General features: G+C 72.7%; 15 protein-coding genes. 6 read left to right on the top strand and 9 right to left on the bottom strand.

Going from position 1 to position 14648, the window contains the following annotated elements; all coding sequences use genetic code 11:
• Positions 1-94: 94 nt before the first annotated feature.
• A complete protein-coding gene (locus ACFY2Z_RS14615; RefSeq protein WP_390744524.1) occupies positions 95-1297 on the bottom strand; it encodes an MFS transporter in 1203 nt (400 codons plus the stop codon).
• A gap of 297 nt (positions 1298-1594) precedes the next feature.
• Between ACFY2Z_RS14615 and ACFY2Z_RS14610 the strand changes: the two genes are divergently transcribed.
• A complete protein-coding gene (locus tag ACFY2Z_RS14610) occupies positions 1595-2404 on the top strand; it encodes an SGNH/GDSL hydrolase family protein (RefSeq protein ID WP_390744523.1) in 810 nt (269 codons plus the stop codon).
• 76 nt (positions 2405-2480) lie between these two features.
• Here the strand turns inward: ACFY2Z_RS14610 and ACFY2Z_RS14605 are convergent, their stop codons facing one another.
• The gene (locus ACFY2Z_RS14605) at positions 2481-3542 is read right to left on the bottom strand and encodes an NAD(+)/NADH kinase (RefSeq protein ID WP_390744522.1); all 1062 of its coding nucleotides are present in this window, start codon (positions 3540-3542) and stop codon (positions 2481-2483) included.
• A gap of 255 nt (positions 3543-3797) precedes the next feature.
• On the opposite strand from ACFY2Z_RS14605, the gene ACFY2Z_RS14600 reads away from it, so the two are divergent.
• The 3 genes from ACFY2Z_RS14600 to ACFY2Z_RS14590 all read left to right on the top strand — a co-directional run bounded on the left by ACFY2Z_RS14600 (position 3798) and on the right by ACFY2Z_RS14590 (position 4990).
• Positions 3798-4250: a hypothetical protein gene (locus ACFY2Z_RS14600; protein WP_390744521.1), complete on the top strand. Its 453-nt coding sequence runs from the start codon at positions 3798-3800 to the stop codon at positions 4248-4250.
• Positions 4251-4376: 126 nt separating this feature from the next.
• Positions 4377-4733, top strand: a complete 357-nt coding sequence (locus ACFY2Z_RS14595; RefSeq protein WP_390744520.1) for a PRC-barrel domain-containing protein — start codon at positions 4377-4379, stop codon at positions 4731-4733.
• A 77-nt stretch (positions 4734-4810) separates the two neighbouring features.
• A complete protein-coding gene (locus tag ACFY2Z_RS14590; RefSeq protein ID WP_390744519.1) occupies positions 4811-4990 on the top strand; it encodes a hypothetical protein in 180 nt (59 codons plus the stop codon).
• Between the two features lie 51 nt (positions 4991-5041).
• Here the strand turns inward: ACFY2Z_RS14590 and ACFY2Z_RS14585 are convergent, their stop codons facing one another.
• From ACFY2Z_RS14585 to rpmG, 4 genes are all read right to left on the bottom strand, one after another.
• On the bottom strand, positions 5042-6505 hold the full coding sequence (locus tag ACFY2Z_RS14585; RefSeq protein WP_390744518.1) for a dihydrolipoyl dehydrogenase family protein: 1464 nt from the start codon (positions 6503-6505) through the stop codon (positions 5042-5044).
• A gap of 326 nt (positions 6506-6831) precedes the next feature.
• Complete coding sequence (gene ykgO / locus ACFY2Z_RS14580; RefSeq protein WP_054244622.1) at positions 6832-6954, bottom strand: type B 50S ribosomal protein L36; 123 nt, start codon at positions 6952-6954, stop codon at positions 6832-6834.
• 37 nt (positions 6955-6991) lie between these two features.
• On the bottom strand, positions 6992-7252 hold the full coding sequence (locus tag ACFY2Z_RS14575; protein WP_390744517.1) for a type B 50S ribosomal protein L31: 261 nt from the start codon (positions 7250-7252) through the stop codon (positions 6992-6994).
• Between the two features lie 65 nt (positions 7253-7317).
• Positions 7318-7482 (bottom strand): 50S ribosomal protein L33, encoded by a 165-nt coding sequence (gene rpmG / locus ACFY2Z_RS14570; RefSeq protein WP_311697647.1) that lies wholly within the window; start codon positions 7480-7482, stop codon positions 7318-7320.
• A gap of 194 nt (positions 7483-7676) precedes the next feature.
• On the opposite strand from rpmG, the gene ACFY2Z_RS14565 reads away from it, so the two are divergent.
• Both ACFY2Z_RS14565 and ACFY2Z_RS14560 read left to right on the top strand, forming a co-directional pair.
• Positions 7677-8513: a DUF1206 domain-containing protein gene (locus tag ACFY2Z_RS14565; RefSeq protein ID WP_390744516.1), complete on the top strand. Its 837-nt coding sequence runs from the start codon at positions 7677-7679 to the stop codon at positions 8511-8513.
• Positions 8514-8595: 82 nt separating this feature from the next.
• Positions 8596-9309: a DUF1275 family protein gene (locus ACFY2Z_RS14560; RefSeq protein ID WP_390744515.1), complete on the top strand. Its 714-nt coding sequence runs from the start codon at positions 8596-8598 to the stop codon at positions 9307-9309.
• Positions 9310-9324: 15 nt separating this feature from the next.
• Here ACFY2Z_RS14560 and ACFY2Z_RS14555 read toward each other — a convergent pair whose 3' ends face one another.
• The 3 genes from ACFY2Z_RS14555 to ACFY2Z_RS14545 form a co-directional block, all read right to left on the bottom strand.
• Complete coding sequence (locus ACFY2Z_RS14555; RefSeq protein ID WP_390744514.1) at positions 9325-10146, bottom strand: family 1 encapsulin nanocompartment shell protein; 822 nt, start codon at positions 10144-10146, stop codon at positions 9325-9327.
• 15 nt (positions 10147-10161) lie between these two features.
• Positions 10162-11316 carry a Dyp-type peroxidase gene (locus ACFY2Z_RS14550; RefSeq protein ID WP_390744513.1) on the bottom strand — a complete coding sequence of 385 codons (1155 nt, stop codon included), beginning with the start codon at positions 11314-11316 and terminating at the stop codon, positions 10162-10164.
• A gap of 272 nt (positions 11317-11588) precedes the next feature.
• A complete protein-coding gene (locus ACFY2Z_RS14545; protein WP_390744512.1) occupies positions 11589-14513 on the bottom strand; it encodes an ATP-binding protein in 2925 nt (974 codons plus the stop codon).
• Positions 14514-14648 lie beyond the last annotated feature (135 nt).

Genomic DNA, 14648 nt, shown 5'->3' with positions numbered 1-14648 from the left:
CCCGGCCGCATGGTCCGAACGGGGCAATGATCGCCCGTTGGGGTGACGGCGGCCTGCCGGCCGGCCGGAGGCCTCCCCCTCCCTCCGGATCCCGTCACGAATCCGGGGCCGGCCGTCGCCACAGCACGGTGCCCACTCCGGCGACGAGGAGGGTCGCGCAGCCCGCGAAGACCACACCGGCGTCGCGCACTCCGAGGGCCGCGGCCAGGGCGCCGACCCCCACGACGGGCAACGAGATGCCCACGTACGCGACGACGAAGAACGCCGAGACGGTGGCGCCCCGGTGCGTCTCGGGCGCCGCGGAGCTCACCGCGGTCAGACCGGCCCGGAACGCCATGCCCTGCCCGGCACCGCCGGTCACGGCCCCCAGGAGGAGCACCGGCAGCGACTCCAGCAGCAGTGAGACCCCGACGAGCACGAGACCGGCGACGAGCACCAGACAGCCGAGCGGCAGGGCTCTGCGCGTCCTCACCCGCCCCTGAAGCAGCTGTCCGCCGGTCGAGGCGCAGAACACGGAGAAGACGACGGCTCCGACCGCCGCCAGATCACGCTCGCCGAGCGTCTGGCCGAGGAAGGCCGGGGCGACCGCGGTGAACAGGCCGAGCAGCGAGAAACCGGCGAAGGCCGCGAGGGCGCACGGCGCGAACACCCCGCGCACTTCGGGCGGGACCTTCATGCCCTGGGGTCGCAGCGGGGGCCGGGGGCCGGACCGGCGAACGGTCTCCGGCAGCAGAACGGTGACCACGGCGGCGGCCGCCAGCAGCACCAGATGCACGAGGAAGGGCAGCCTGAGCGGCCAGGGCGTGTACTCGGCGAGGGCACCGGAGACGAGGGGACCGAGTCCGAGGCCGCCCATGTTGGCCGCGGTCGCCGCGAGACCGGCGCGGGTGCGTCGCTCCGGGGGCGCCAACTCCAGGACGGCCGCGGTGCCGGTGCCGCTCAACAGGCCCGCGGAGAACCCCGACAGGACCCGTCCCACGTACAGCAGCGGCAGCCCGCCCTCGCAGAGGAAGCACACCGCGCTGAGCGCGGCCAGCCCGAGCGCGGCCAGCAGCACCGGGCGTCGCCCGAGCAGATCGGAGAAGTCACCGGCCACCAGCAGGGCGGTGATGACGCCCACCGCGTAGACGGCGAAGACCACGGTGACGATCAGCTCGGAGAACCCGATCTGGTGGCGGTACAGCCCGTACAGCGGCGTGGGCAGGGTGGTGCCCATCATGCCGACGGCGAAGACGCCCGCCGCGGCCACGTATCCGGGCCGAGGGGCCGGTCGACGGCGTTCGGTGTCACGGCTCATCACGTCCCACCATAGGTATCCGGCACGCGGTGCGGTGCGCCGGGCCCGGCGCGGTCGACGGCCGCGCGGTTCACGGCCGGTCCGGCGCCCCGACGGAGACAGGGCCGGACGGGTGACGGCCCAACGGGTGACGTCCACGCGGGACAGCGCACACTGCTGCTACCTGCAATCGGCTTCAAGTGCCGCCGCAGACAAGTTACTTGGGCAGGACCACGGCCCGGGACAGCGCCCGACAGGGCCGCCGACGCCACGGCGCCGGGCCCGCCCCCACCGGCCCTGACGTGCTAAGCGAAGGCTATGAGACAGTCCCGAATCGCGGCATGTGTGTCCTCGCTCCTCCTGTCCGCCGTCTGCACCCTCACGGGTACCACGGCGGCACAGGCCGCCCCGGAAGCAGCGGCCACGGGCTATGTGGCCCTCGGGGACTCCTACTCCTCCGGGGTGGGAGCCGGCGGCTACTTCGCCGACAGCGGCGACTGCCTGCGCAGCAGTCGGGCGTATCCCGCCCTGTGGGCCGCGTCCCATCATCGGTCGTCGTTCAGCTTCACCGCGTGCAACGGCGCCCGCACGAGTGATGTCATGGACCACCAGCTCAGCCCGCTCGGTGCCCGTACCGGACTGGTCAGCGTCACCGTCGGCGGCAGCGACTCGGGCTTCGGCCATGTGATGACGACCTGTGTGCTGCGCGGCAGCGCCGCGTGTCAGTCCGCCGTGTCCGAGGCGCGCACCTATATGGACAGCACCCTCCCGCACGACCTGGACCGTCTCTACACGGCCATCCGGCGCAAGGCCCCGGCCGCCCGCGTGGTGGTCCTCGGCTATCCGCATCTGTACAAGGTCCACGGCACCTGCACGGCCGGCCTGGCCGACGCCTCACGATCCGCGCTCAACAACGCCGTCGACCACCTCGACACCGTGATCGCGAAGCGGGTCGCCGACCACGGATTCACGTTCGCCGACGTGCGCGGCGCCTTCAAGGACCACGAGATCTGCACCTCCAGCCCCTGGGTGCGCAGCGTCAGCCTGCTGGCGCCCGTCGAGTCGTACCACCCCACCTCGCTCGGGCAGTCCCGCGGCTACCTCCCCGTCTTCACGCGTACCACCTGAGCGGCCCTGAGCGGGCGCGGTCGGGACGGCAACGGCTGCCTCACCTTCCGCGGCTGACGTTCTGTCACAGGGCAGGTCACGGTGCCGGAGGCAGGTGGAAGCCGTGCAGGTCCTCCGGCAACGGGCCCGCGGGCCGGAACACGGTCGCCGCCGGACCGTCGGCGACCGTCGCGGGCGCGTCGGTGAGCCGCATCCGGTCCCTGAGCCGCCCGTAGAAGTTGGCGGGGGCCAGCCTGACCAGGCGCAGCGGGCGCGGCGCCGCGGCCACCCCGACCCAGTCGCCGGGCTCCAGGATGCCGCGCGACTGCCCGTCCACACTCACCGCGGCCCGCCCGGAGTGGGGCAGCACCAGCAGGGCGATCGGCTCGTCCAGGTTGGCGACCACCGTGCGGTTGAACGCCATGTGCGGGGCCACAGGGGTGAAGACGAGGGCCTTCATCCGTGGCGAGAGCACCGGGCCTCCCGCGGCGAAGCTGTACGCGGTCGAGCCGGTCGGGGTGGCGAGGATGACGCCGTCGGCCGAGTACGACGCGAGCAGCCGGCCCGCGAAGTACACGCCCACGCTGACCTGCCGGTCCCGCGCCAGTTTCTCCACCACGATGTCGTTCAGCGCATTGACGTCCAGTGGGATCCCCCAGCCGTCGTCCTCCGCGGCGTCCGGCTCCGGCTGCGGCTGGGGCGGCGGCAGCGCCGGGCCCCGCCCGTAGCACAGGGTCTGTTCCATGCCGACGGGAATCTCCAGCAGCCTGGAGGACCGCATCATCAGCATCATGCGTTCCTCGCACTCGGACCTGCCTGCCTGGATCGCCTCCAGTGCCTGCGCCACCTGGGTGACCGGGGTCTCGGTCAGGAAGCCGACCTTGCCCACGTCCACGCCCAGCACCATGGCGTCGTTCTTGGCGGCGACGCGCGCGCCACGCAGAAACGTACCGTCCCCGCCGAGTGTCACGATGAGGTCCGGACCGCCCGCCGCCCGCACCTCCTCCCGGGCGTGCCGGCGGCTCGCGCCGTCCTGCCACACATCGATGTCGACGCACTTGATCCCGTGCTGCGAGCACCACTCCCGTACCGTCTGCGCCCCGGCGACCGCCTGTGGACGGCCCCCGTGCACCACAAGTCCCACCCGGCTGATCGGCATGACACCACCTCCGGCCGCGGCCCCTGCGACAGGCCGGAATCGGTCGGCCCTGCTTCCGGTGAAGCCCGTCGCGGGAGAGCGGCCCGTCCCACTATCGTCGCGCAGCGGGCGCCGGGCCTCCTCTCGCGTGACGGGCACCGCCGCCGCAAGCCCGGGACGGGAAGGGCGTGGCGCTCCTCCGTTTGCCGGGCCCCGTGGGCGGAACCCGAAGGGTCTGTCGGGCGCGGCCACCACGGAACCTAGGAGGTGTCGCGTATGCGGCCCGTGACCAAAGGTCTGCTGGCGGGGGCGGCCGGCACCGTCGCACTGAACCTGGTCGGCTACGGCGACATGCTGCTGCGCGGCCGTCCGTCCAGCGATGTGCCCGCCGAGATTGCCGATCGTCTCGCCGAGCGCACCGGTGTCGCACTGGGTGACGCAGAAGCGAGATCCAGCCGTGAACAGGCGGTCGGCGCCATGCTCGGGTACGTCATCGGTCTCGGGATCGGCGGCGCGTACGGGCTGTGGCGGTGCCGGGCCGGCCCGCCGTCGCTCTGGACGGCCGGGCCGCTACTCGGCGCGGCCGCCATGGCGGGCAGCGACCTCCCGGCCACCGTGCTGAAGGTGACCGACCCGGCCTCCTGGCCCCTGACGTCCTGGGTGTCGGACGCGGTGCCGCATCTCGCCTACGGCCTGACCACGGCCTCCGTGTACGAGGCACTGCGCTGACGAGCGGCCCCTGCGTAGCTGCGGGTCGAGGCTCCAGGGACGTACAGTGAAAACAGTGCCGGCTCTCCCGCAGCCGCTCCCGGTTCGGGGTGTCTGTGGGAGGCCGCGGGCCGCAAGGAGCGAGGCATGATCCATTCAGCCGACATCCGCGAATGGCGCAACCGTGACGTGCTGGACCCCAAAGGGCGCAAGATCGGGGCCCTGGAGGCGGTCTATGTGGACACCACCACCGACGCGCCGGCCATGGCCACCGTCCGCACCGGGATACCGACCCGTCAGCGGCTGGTCTTCGTCCCCCTCGACGAGGCGACCCTGGGGCCGGGCTACGTCAAAGTGGCGCATTCCAGAGGGCTGGTGAAGAAGGCGCCGTCCATGGGCCTGGACGACATCCTGCCGGCTGAGCGCGAAGCGGAGATCTTCCAGCACTACGACCAGGCCTATGCGCCCGGCGCCGACCGTGGACGCCGCCTCGCACGCCGCTGACCAGCCATGTCGCCGATCGGCCCGCAGAACGTCGGCGATCCGTCATCCGCACCACCGCCCGGAGGATGTGTTCCCTCATGGCGTTCCTAGCGCTTGTCCTGTTCCTGATCCTCGCGGCGGTCGTCCTCGGGTTCCTCGGCGCGATCCTCAAGGGGCTCTTCTACCTCTTGATCATCGGCGTCGTGGTCTTCGCGGCGACCCTGTTGCTGTCGGGGTTCCGCTGGTCCCGCCGCTCCCATCGGCACTTCGTCCGCTGACGCCTCCGGCCGGGGGCGCACCGCGGTGGGGCGCGCCCCCGGCGGTCGGGCTCAGCCGCGTTCGCGCTGGTAGGCGGCCAGGAGGAAGAGCCAGATCTCGCTCACGGTCGGGAAGCAGGCGACCGCGTGCCGCAGTCGCTTGAGCGGCACCTCACCGGCGACCGCGACGGTCGCCGAGTGCAGCAGTTCGCTGACCCCCGGCCCGACGAAGGTCACTCCCAGCAGGATCTCCCGGTCCTCGTCGACGACGAGCCGGGCGTGGCCCCGGTAGCCGTCGGCGAAGAGGTTGGCGCCCTGGGCGGCGTTGAAGGGCACGTCGACCGTTCTGACGCGGTGACCGGCCCGGGTCGCCTGTTCGGCGGTCAGGCCCACCGCCGCCGCCTCGGGATCGGTGAAGAAGACCTGGGGCACGGCATGCTGGTCGGCGGTGGTGGCGTGGTCACCCCAGGGCGCGTCGTCCAGCGGGCGGCCCGCGGCACGGGCGGCGATGGCGTCTCCGGCGGTGCGGGCCTGGTACTTGCCCTGGTGGGTGAGCAGGGCGCGGTGGTTGATGTCCCCGCAGGCGTACAGCCAGTCGCCGTCGACCTCACGCACCAGGCAGGTCGTGTCCACGTCCAGCCAGGATCCGGGCGTCAGGCCGACCGTGTCGAGGCCGATGTCGTCGGTGGCGGGCCTCCGGCCGGTGGCGAACAGGACCTCGTCGGCCTCCAGTTCGCTGCCGTCGTCGAGGGTGAGCGTGACGGGCCCCTGCGGTTGCGGACGCCGTAGCGCGGTCACCTGCCGGCCGATCCGCACGTCCACCCCCGCCTCGGTGAGCCCGCGTTCCAGCAGCTCGCCCGCGACGGGTTCCATCCGGGGCAGCAGGGCGCGGCGGGCGAGCAGGGTGACCTGGGAGCCGAGGCCCTGCCAGAGGGTCGCCATCTCGACACCGACCCCGCCACCGCCGACGATCGCGAGGCGGGCGGGCACGTGGCTGGAGTCGGTGCCGTGGCGGTTCGTCCAGGGCCGGGCCTCCTGGATGCCCGGCAGATCCGGCAGGGACGGCACGCTGCCGGTGGCGACGGCCACGGCATGCCGCGCGGTCAGGGTCCGGCGCGCGCCGTCGTCGCTGGTGACGGTGACCCGGCGGGGGCCGTCGATCCTGCCCTGCCCGCGGAACAGGTCGGCGCCCATGGACTTGACCGCTTCGGCCTGCCCGCTGTCGTCCCAGTCGGTGACGTAGTGGTTGCGGCGGCCGAAGACCCGTTCGCTGTCGATCCGGCCGGTCACGGCCTGCCGGGCGCCGTCCACCCGGTGGACGTCGGCCAGGGCGATCACCGGCCGCAGCAGTGCCTTGCTGGGGACACACGCCCAGTAGGAACACTCGCCGCCGACGAGTTCACGCTCCACCACGGCCACGGAGAGCCCGCCCGCGCGTGCGCGGTCGGTGACGTTCTGGCCCACCGGGCCCGCACCCAGCACGATCACGTCATACGTGGCGGTACCGGCTTCCTTGTCTCCGCCTGCTTCGCTCATTTCTCCCTCGCATCCTGGTCGGGGCTGCCCGGCACGGCGGAAGACCGGCGGGAAACGCCTCCGTGCGCATCCCGGGTCATGTAACCGCGCGGTGTCCGCCGACCACGGGACCCCGGCCTCATGGCTCACGAAGAGCGCCCGGAAGAGGCACGTTCGGCCGCACGCAGGCGCCGTGCCGAGGCCGCACACCTCGTAGACGGCGGCTCACGGCCGGGGTGCCTCCGCGCCGGACGGTCACGCGAGCGAGGCCGGACACAGCAGACCGGCCCCTCTCCGTACGGGACGGAGAGGGGCCGGGTGTATGTCCGGTGTCCGGTGAGGCTGCGTCAGCCCTGGCGGGCCTTGAAGCGCGGGTTCTTCTTGTTCACGACGAAGACCACGCCCCGGCGGCGCACCACCTGGGCTCCGGGCTTGGACTTCAGGGAGCGCAGGGACTTGCGTACCTTCATGACTGTCTTCTCCTCTCGCAGGCCGTCCGGCCGGTCGTCAGCGCTGGGCCGGGGCCGTGCGGCCGTAGCGGCGTTCGAAGCGCTCCACCCGGCCGGCGGTGTCCACGACACGCGAGGTGCCGGTGTAGAACGGGTGGCTCGCCGACGAGATCTCCACGTCGACCACCGGATAGGTGTGGCCGTCCTCCCACTCGACGGTCCGGGTCGAGTGTGCCGTCGAGCGGGTCAGGAACGAGACGTTCGCGGCGCGGTCGCGGAAGACCACCGACCGCAGTTCGGGGTGGATGCCAGGCCTCATGGGAGTTCCCTTTCTCGTGGCCGTTCGTGTGTGTCCCGTGGCCTCGGGGCCGACCGGGACTCGGGTCAGCGCTCCTCGCGGAAGAGGACGTGCTGGTTGGCCACCGGGTCGTACTTGCGGAGCACCAGCCGGTCGGGGTGGTGCTGACGGTTCTTGCGCGTCACATAGGTGACGCCGGTACCGGCCGTCGACTTCAGCTTGACGACCGGGCGCGCGCTGCTGCGTGCCATGAGGTCCTCCCTTCACCCACATCCGCGATCCTGACTCGCGCATGTCAGCTACGTGCTCTGTAACAGCGACCCCCGCCCTTGCATTCCCGGCCGATCCGGCGAATTCGACGAGCGTCCCGCCGCGGCGGCGAGGGTGGTGCCGCACGGCGTATGGGCGTCGCCGACCGGGGCATCCGGTTGTGCGGGAGGTCGAGATGAACACGAGCGCGATGGCCCAGGGCGGCCGGACACGGGCCCGGCGCGCGGCACGGAGCCCGGTGATGCGAGGCGCCGCCCGGGCGGGACTGACCGCCAGCGGAGTGATCTACCTGCTGGTCGGTCTTCTGGCGCTGCGGATCGCCTTCGGTGACCACCGGCAGCAGGCCGACCGCAGCGGTGCCGTCGACCGGATCGCGCACGAGCCGTTCGGCGCCGTACTCCTGTGGGCCCTCGGTACGGGATTCGCCGGCATGGCGCTGTGGCGGCTGTCCGAGTCGGTGTTCGGTTCGGTCGGGCCGGACGGCCGCAAGGTGACGAAGCGGCTGTCCGCCCTGGCCCGGTGCGTGTTCTACGGGTGCGTCGCCTACTCCGTGCTGTCGTTCGCCGCGGGCTACGGCGACCAGGGCCGCTCCAGCGACCAGCAGTCCCGGGATGTCACGGCCAGGCTGCTGGGGATGCCCGCCGGACAGTGGATCGTCGGCGCCGCCGGGATCGGGATCGTGGTGGCGGGCGTGTGGGCCGGGGTCCAGGCCGTTCGGCGCGACTTCCACACCGAGCTGAGGCTGGGCGAGATGTCCCCGGGCGCCCGGCGGCTGGTGGACCTCACCGGCGTCGGGGGTGGCGCGGCGCGGGGACTGGTCCTCGCCGCGGCGGGGGGCTTCGCGGTGCGTGCGGCGCTCGACTACCGGCCCGACCGCGCCAAGGGACTCGACGACACGCTGCGCTCCTTCGCCGGCACGCCGTTCGGGCCATGGCTGCTGGCGCTGGTCGCGGCCGGGCTCGCCCTGTTCGGGCTGTTCTCCTTCGCGCTGGCCCGCTGGGGCAGGGTCTGACCGTGCCGCCCGGACCCGCGCCGATCGTCACGGAGGATGACCAAGGCTTACCCTCGGTGACTGGTGCTGGAGAGGAGCGGCGATGGAGCAGCACGAAGAGCCGGGCGACGGTCCGGGGCGCACGACGTGCATCGCGGTGGTGGTTTTGGTGGCCGCGTCCGGTGCGGTGGAGGCCATCTCGTTCACCGCGCTCGGCCATGTCTTCGCCGGTGTCATGACCAGCAATCTCGCCCTGCTGGGGATGGCGCTCGGCCGCGGCCGCGGTACGGGAGTCGCCTCCGCCGTGCTGGCCCTGGCGGGGTTCGGCGCGGGCGCCGGGCTGGTCGCCTGGGTGACCCACGGCCGGACGGAGGTCGCCACGCACTGGCCCCCGCGGGTGATGTTCTGTCTGATCGGCGAGGCCGTGCTGCTGGCGGTGGGAGCGGGGTTCTGGGCGGCCTCGGGCGGCGCACCCGGAGCGGGGGCGCGGGCCGCCCTGCAGTGCGGCGCCGCGATGGCCATGGGCGGGCAGGCCGCGGCGATGGTGGCCGCGGGACGGGCCGCCGCCCCCACCACCTATCTGACCGGGACGCTCGCCACCTACATCGTGCGCGGCGTCGGACGGACCCGCCCCGACGGATGGGTGCCCGCCCGGCTCGGAGCGCTCATCGTCGGCGCGGCGGCCACGATGGCGTTGCGCCGGGTGGCGCCCGCGTGGGCCGGGGCGCTGCCCTTCGTGCTCGTCGCCGCCGCCACGCTCACCGCGGCCCGGGCCGTGTTCCTGCACCGGCCGGCGGCGGGTGGCCGGCAGGCGTAGGGCCGTGACGGGGCTTCACAGTGCCGTGGGCCGCGTCCCCGGGGTCTCCAGCGCCACCACGGCCTCAGACGTGTAGACCATGAAGGTCAGCGTCTCCTGGAAGTACAGCCGGACGCTGTTCTCGTCGTGCGACAGATAGCCGATCGACAGGTCCTGGCCGAGGCGCAGTTCGAAGTCGCCGCCCCGCGTGGACAGCAGGAAGGCTCCGTCGATGGCGGGCGCCCACACGATGTCGCCGTCCAGAAGCCGGGCCATGTGGTCGATTACCGGATAACCGTAGTCGGAGGTCTCGCTGACGGCGGTGTACGCCGCCGCACTCAGCACCAGGGTGTAGGCGCCGCCCACACCCGCGAGCCGCAGCGCGCTCACGGCCTGGCTGACGGCGTTGGGGTACTCGGGCACCCCCTCGGGCAGGACCAGGCGCGGGTTCGAGGAGCTGTCGCGCAGTCCGGCGATGCCCGCGGCCGCGTAGCCCTCGAACACCGCCCGGTCCTCCGCGTACGCGATCCGGCGGGCGGCGTCCTTGACCGGTTGCCAGTCGGCGTCCTTGGCTCCGCGTGCGACATCGTCGACCTGCCGCCGGTCCACGGTGAACGGGACTCTCAGCTCGACGAGCGGCTGGAAGAGGCGGGTGTGGGCGATGACGCCGTCGGCGGGGCCGTCGACCGCCTGGAGGTGTCCGGTGCCCACACCGGCCAGCTCGGAACCGCCCGGCTCGGGTACATCGACGATCCGGCGGGCCGCCACATGGCGTCTGAATGTGCGGCCGGCTTCCTCCTCCAGATCGGCCCACGCCTCGGCGGAGACGGGCGCCAGTTCGCGGTGAAGGTTGTTCATCGGCCCAACCGCCCTTCAGGAATGAGGTTCTTGACCGCGCTTCAGGTCGCCGATCCCGAGGGAACCGTCCGGGACCCGCGCCGGTACCAAGGGCGCGGTGTCGCTCTCGCCGTCACCGTCGTCCATGGGCGTGCCGGCCTCGTACGCGGACGGCGGGGTCGCGTACGACGGCGAGCCGGACTCCGCCAGGGGCGTGCCCGACTGGCGTGACGCGCTCGCGCCGGGCGGATCGGGCAGGTCGTCCAGGAAGTCACTGGTGGGGACGTGGAACAGCGATCCGGTGACGGCGGTGGAGAAGTCCAGGATCCGGTCGTGGGCCGCCGACGGCACGCCCAGGAACATCCGCTCCAGCATCCGCTCCGTCACCGTCGGGGTGCGGGCGTACCCGATGAAGTACGTGCCGAACTCGCCCTTCCCGACGGTGCCGAAAGGCATGTTGTCGCGGAGGATCTCGTGCTTCGTGCCGTCGGCATCGACCAGCGTGTTCAGCGCGACATGCGAGTCGGCCGGTTTGACCTCGTCGTCCAGTTCGATGTCGGACAGTTTCCGACGGCCGATGACCAGCTCCTGCGCCTCGACCGGAAGGGCGTTCCAGGCGTCCAGATCGTGGAGGTACTTCTGGACGATGACATAACTCCCGCCCGCGAACGCGGGATCCTCGTCCCCGACCAGCACGGCCGCCCGCGCCGCCGGGCCCGTGGGGTTCTCGGTGCCGTCGACGAAGCCCAGCAGATCACGCACGTCGAAGTACTTGAACCCATGCACCTCGTCGCGCACCGTGACGACGTCCCGCAGCCGTTCCATGATCTCGGCGGCCAGCGCGAAGCACAGGTCGAGCCGCGCGGCACGGATGTGGAACAGCAGGTCGCCGGGCGTCGACACGGCACGGTGGACGGGCCCGGACAGTTCCCGGAACGGATGCAGTTCCGCCGGCCGCGGGCCGGCGAACAGCCGGTCCCATGCCGCGGAGCCGATGCCCAGGACGCAGCTCAGCCTTCCGTCCGGCTCGGCCCGGAAACCGACGGCCCGCTGTATTCCGGTGAGGTCGGCCAGCACATCCCGCACCACCGGCTCGCCCCCTGGGTCGATCGTCGTCACCAGGAAGATCGCCGCAGTGGTCAGCGGCGACAGCACCGGCTGGGGAACGGGATCCCGGGGGCGTCCGGCCATGGGCCACACCTCTTCCCAGCGGCCGCGAGCGGAGCCTTGGGGCGCGGCCGTAGATCGGCGCCGGGCCCGGGTGACCGCACACCACGGCCGGGTGCGGTGGCCGCCCGGCCGCTCGGCGCGCGGGACCTGACGGAGAACGTTCTTTCACTCTAGGGCGGCCACCGCGCCCTCTGCCACCGCGGCGGCCCCCGCGCGGTCAGCGGGGTCGGGTGGCCCGGGTGCACCGCGGCCGTACAACTCCTGGCCGGGATCCCCCGGGTTGACCGTGCCGGTCACTCACGGCCGCCGGAAGGCCGGGGGCGGGGAAAGTGCTCCAGGGCGGCGGCCAGCCCGGTGGCGTCGGTGCCGATCTTGCGGTAGGCGGAGGAGAGCAGCTGCCGCACGCCTTGCTCGGTGAGCTGGAGCTCCTTGGCGACCACTCCCGTCGAGTGGCTGCGGGCCGTCATTTCGGCGGCTCTGCGTTCCTGGGCGGTGAGCGTGTCCGTCTGTGCGTAGCGCAGGGGCAGCGGCCGCAGCCCGGCCTTGGCGAGTTCCCTCCTGGCCCGGGCCGCCAGACCCTCGGCACCGCAGTGGACGGCGCCTTCCAGGCCCCGGTAGAGCCGGTCGGCGGCCTCATGGGGCTGCCCGTTCTCGAACAGTGCGGCGCCCTGGCCGATCAGCGCACGGGCCAGCTCGTACGCCGCCGGTGAGCGCTCCAGGTGGGTCACGGCCTCCGCGTAGGGTTCCAGTGCGGCCGCTCCGACGGCGACCTCGGCCCGGGTGCGCAGTGCCTGGCCCACGGCGGACGGCGCGCCGAACTCCCGGGCCCGTGCGACGGCCTCCTCCGCGAGGCGGGCGGCCTGCTCGGGAGCGGTGGGGGCGAGCGCTGCGGCCAGGTCCAGCCGCCAGGGGCACCACGCGGGATTGCGCCACGCCCGTGACTCCAGCCACTCCCCCACGTCGAGCAGCAGGTCCGCCGCCTCGCCGTGCCGTCCCTCGGCCAGAAGCAGTTCGGCGTACATTGTACGGGGGTCGGGGTAGATGACGGCGTTCGGGACCACCTTGCCGTAGCCGTGCGCATCGGCGAGCCGACGTGCCTCGGGGGTCCGCCCGCGCGCCAGCAGGATCTGGATGAGGATGCCGACCGCGAACCACTGCGCGGGCACGCCCTCGTCGACCCGGTCGGCGATGCGCAGCCCCTCCCGGACCAGCTCCTCCGCCTCGGCGAGCGAGCCCCGGTGGTGACGGATGTAACCGAAGAGCGTCTGACCGAGGGCGAGGTGCGAGCCGCGCCAGCCCTTCGCCTCGCACTCGGCGATGCCCTGGGTGAACAGCTCTTCGGCGCGTCGCGGCTGGTCGCAGTACATGAACGTCAGAGCGACCGAGACCGGCACCTCGAAGCCCCGGTTCTCATCGGTCCAGCTCAGCCCGCCGCGCAGCGCCTCCGCGGCATACCTGAGCACGGTGTCCCTCGGTTCGCCGCGCAACAGGGCGTCCCAGGCCCGTAGGCCCAGGATGGAGCGCTCCTCCGGCCCGCGGCCGGTCAACCGCCCGGCCAGCTTGGCCAGTCTGCGGGAACGGGCCGCGGAGTCGGGCTCGTCGGTGCGGCACTGGCTCCACTGGAAGTGGTCGGCCAGCATGCGCAGCCGGATCCGCGGATGGGAGGTCAGTCGCGCCTCCTGCTCGGCCACGGACGCGGCCTCCGCCACCCGGTCGGTGTGGGCCAGCGCCTGGGTCAGCCGGTAGACGATGGAGGCGCGCAGCTCGTCGGTGATCACCGGCTCCGCGAGTGCCGCGCGTAGATGGCCGACCGTGGAGGTGGGTTCGATCAGAAAGGTGGAGCAGGCGAGTTCGTAGAGCAGGGCGGCACGCTCCTCCTGGGCGGGCGGCTCCCGCAGGGCCCGGGTCAGGACGCGCTGGGCGGCCTCCGGAGCGCCCGCCCGCAGAAACTCACGGGCCGCCTCCCGAAGGCACACGACCGCCTCGGAGTTGCCCTCGCACGGCACCTCCAGCAGATGCCGGGCCGCGGCGGCGGCTCCGAGGCCCGCGGCGCGGATCGCCTCGGCGGCCGCATTGTGCAGTCCGACCCGGAGGCCCGGGGGAATGGCCCGGTAGACGGCCGTGGCGATCAAGGGATGGGCGAACTCGAGGACGCCGCCCGGTCCCTGACCGTCGGCCAGGATCCGGGCGGCGCGCAGCTTCTCGGTCGCCTCGTCGGCCTGCTCGCTGCCGACCACGGCGATGGTGGCGGCGAGTTCCCGCGGGACGGCCGTCCCCAGTACGGCGGCGGCCCAGGCGAAGCGCACGGTGGGGGTGCCGAGGCGTTGGAGACGTTCGACCAGTCCGGGTCCCTTGACCGCCGAGGCGAGTTCCCGGAGTACGGGCACGTCCCGCCGGGTGCCTCTGACCCGCCGCTCACCGAGCCGGACGGCCAGCTCCACCGTCTCGAACGGGCTTCCGCCGGTGATGGCCCAGCACTCGCCGCAGAACCCGTCCTCGGCCTGCTCCCCCAGTTCGTCCCGGAGGACACGGGCCACACCGCCGGCGGTCAGCGGCGCCAGGGAGTAGGGGCGGTTGCCGTGCCGTTCCGCGAGAGAGCGGAAGACGGCCGCTCCGGGCGGCAGTTCGTCGGGCCGGTAGGCGACGACGATCAGCAGGGGCAGGTCCTCCGCCCGTGGTGCGAAGGAGGCGAGCCAGCTCAGAGACTCCTCGTCGGCCCAGTGCATGTCGTCCAGGAGGAGGACGAGGGGCGCCCTGCGCACCGCCAGACGGGTCAGGACCCAGTCGAGACCGTCGCGCACCGCGGTCGGATCCGGCACATGCGCGGCGTCCTGCGCCTCGATGCCGAGGGCCGCGGCGACGATGTCGTACCAACTCCCCAGCAGTTCACGGCGTTCCGCCTCCTCCATGGCCGCCAGGGCGGGTTGCAGCAGGCGGCGGACCAGGCGGAAGGCCACGCCCTGCTCGTTCTCGCCGCCGTGGCCCGAGAGGACCGTGCATCCCCGTGCCACGGCGCGCACGCGCGCCTCCGTGAGAAGGGTCGTCTTGCCCAGTCCGGCCGAACCCGTGAAGGCGAGCAGCCCGCCCCGCCGCCCCCGTGACACACCGTCGGCGGCCTCACGGAGGTCCGAGAACGCGGAATCGAGGCCATGGAGCTCCCGATGACGCTCGAACAGGGGCCGGCGCTCGATGACCGGATAGGAGGTTGCGTCCACCATGTGCTCTGCCGCTTCCTGCCGTCGGCTTCGGACGACGGAGACGAGCGTACGCCCAGGTGGACGTCGAGTAGAGGTTTTGGAGATTCCTCGCCTACGGAAAGAGTGAATCACCCATTTCGGTGTTTTGACCTTCCG

Origin of the sequence: Streptomyces sp. NPDC001222 (genome assembly GCF_042896945.1) — a bacterium.
GTDB classification, from domain to species: Bacteria; Actinomycetota; Actinomycetes; order Streptomycetales; family Streptomycetaceae; genus Streptomyces; species Streptomyces gibsoniae.
This window is presented reverse-complemented; position numbering and strand designations above follow the sequence as displayed.

What these genes read in the sequence shown, in the direction of transcription:
- ACFY2Z_RS14555 (WP_390744514.1), bottom strand. Translation starts at nt 10,146, where the DNA reads ATGAACAACCTTCACCGCGAACTGGCGCCCGTCTCCGCCGAGGCGTGG.
- ACFY2Z_RS14600 (WP_390744521.1), top strand. Translation starts at nt 3,798, where the DNA reads ATGCGGCCCGTGACCAAAGGTCTGCTGGCGGGGGCGGCCGGCACCGTC.
- ACFY2Z_RS14595 (WP_390744520.1), top strand. Translation starts at nt 4,377, where the DNA reads ATGATCCATTCAGCCGACATCCGCGAATGGCGCAACCGTGACGTGCTG.
- ACFY2Z_RS14605 (WP_390744522.1), bottom strand. Translation starts at nt 3,542, where the DNA reads ATGCCGATCAGCCGGGTGGGACTTGTGGTGCACGGGGGCCGTCCACAG.
- ACFY2Z_RS14550 (WP_390744513.1), bottom strand. Translation starts at nt 11,316, where the DNA reads ATGGCCGGACGCCCCCGGGATCCCGTTCCCCAGCCGGTGCTGTCGCCG.
- ACFY2Z_RS14585 (WP_390744518.1), bottom strand. Translation starts at nt 6,505, where the DNA reads ATGAGCGAAGCAGGCGGAGACAAGGAAGCCGGTACCGCCACGTATGAC.
- ACFY2Z_RS14575 (WP_390744517.1), bottom strand. Translation starts at nt 7,252, where the DNA reads ATGAGGCCTGGCATCCACCCCGAACTGCGGTCGGTGGTCTTCCGCGAC.
- ACFY2Z_RS14545 (WP_390744512.1), bottom strand. Translation starts at nt 14,513, where the DNA reads ATGGTGGACGCAACCTCCTATCCGGTCATCGAGCGCCGGCCCCTGTTC.
- ACFY2Z_RS14590 (WP_390744519.1), top strand. Translation starts at nt 4,811, where the DNA reads ATGGCGTTCCTAGCGCTTGTCCTGTTCCTGATCCTCGCGGCGGTCGTC.
- ACFY2Z_RS14565 (WP_390744516.1), top strand. Translation starts at nt 7,677, where the DNA reads ATGAACACGAGCGCGATGGCCCAGGGCGGCCGGACACGGGCCCGGCGC.
- ACFY2Z_RS14615 (WP_390744524.1), bottom strand. Translation starts at nt 1,297, where the DNA reads ATGAGCCGTGACACCGAACGCCGTCGACCGGCCCCTCGGCCCGGATAC.
- rpmG (WP_311697647.1), bottom strand. Translation starts at nt 7,482, where the DNA reads ATGGCACGCAGCAGCGCGCGCCCGGTCGTCAAGCTGAAGTCGACGGCC.
- ACFY2Z_RS14560 (WP_390744515.1), top strand. Translation starts at nt 8,596, where the DNA reads ATGGAGCAGCACGAAGAGCCGGGCGACGGTCCGGGGCGCACGACGTGC.
- ACFY2Z_RS14610 (WP_390744523.1), top strand. Translation starts at nt 1,595, where the DNA reads ATGAGACAGTCCCGAATCGCGGCATGTGTGTCCTCGCTCCTCCTGTCC.
- ykgO (WP_054244622.1), bottom strand. Translation starts at nt 6,954, where the DNA reads ATGAAGGTACGCAAGTCCCTGCGCTCCCTGAAGTCCAAGCCCGGAGCC.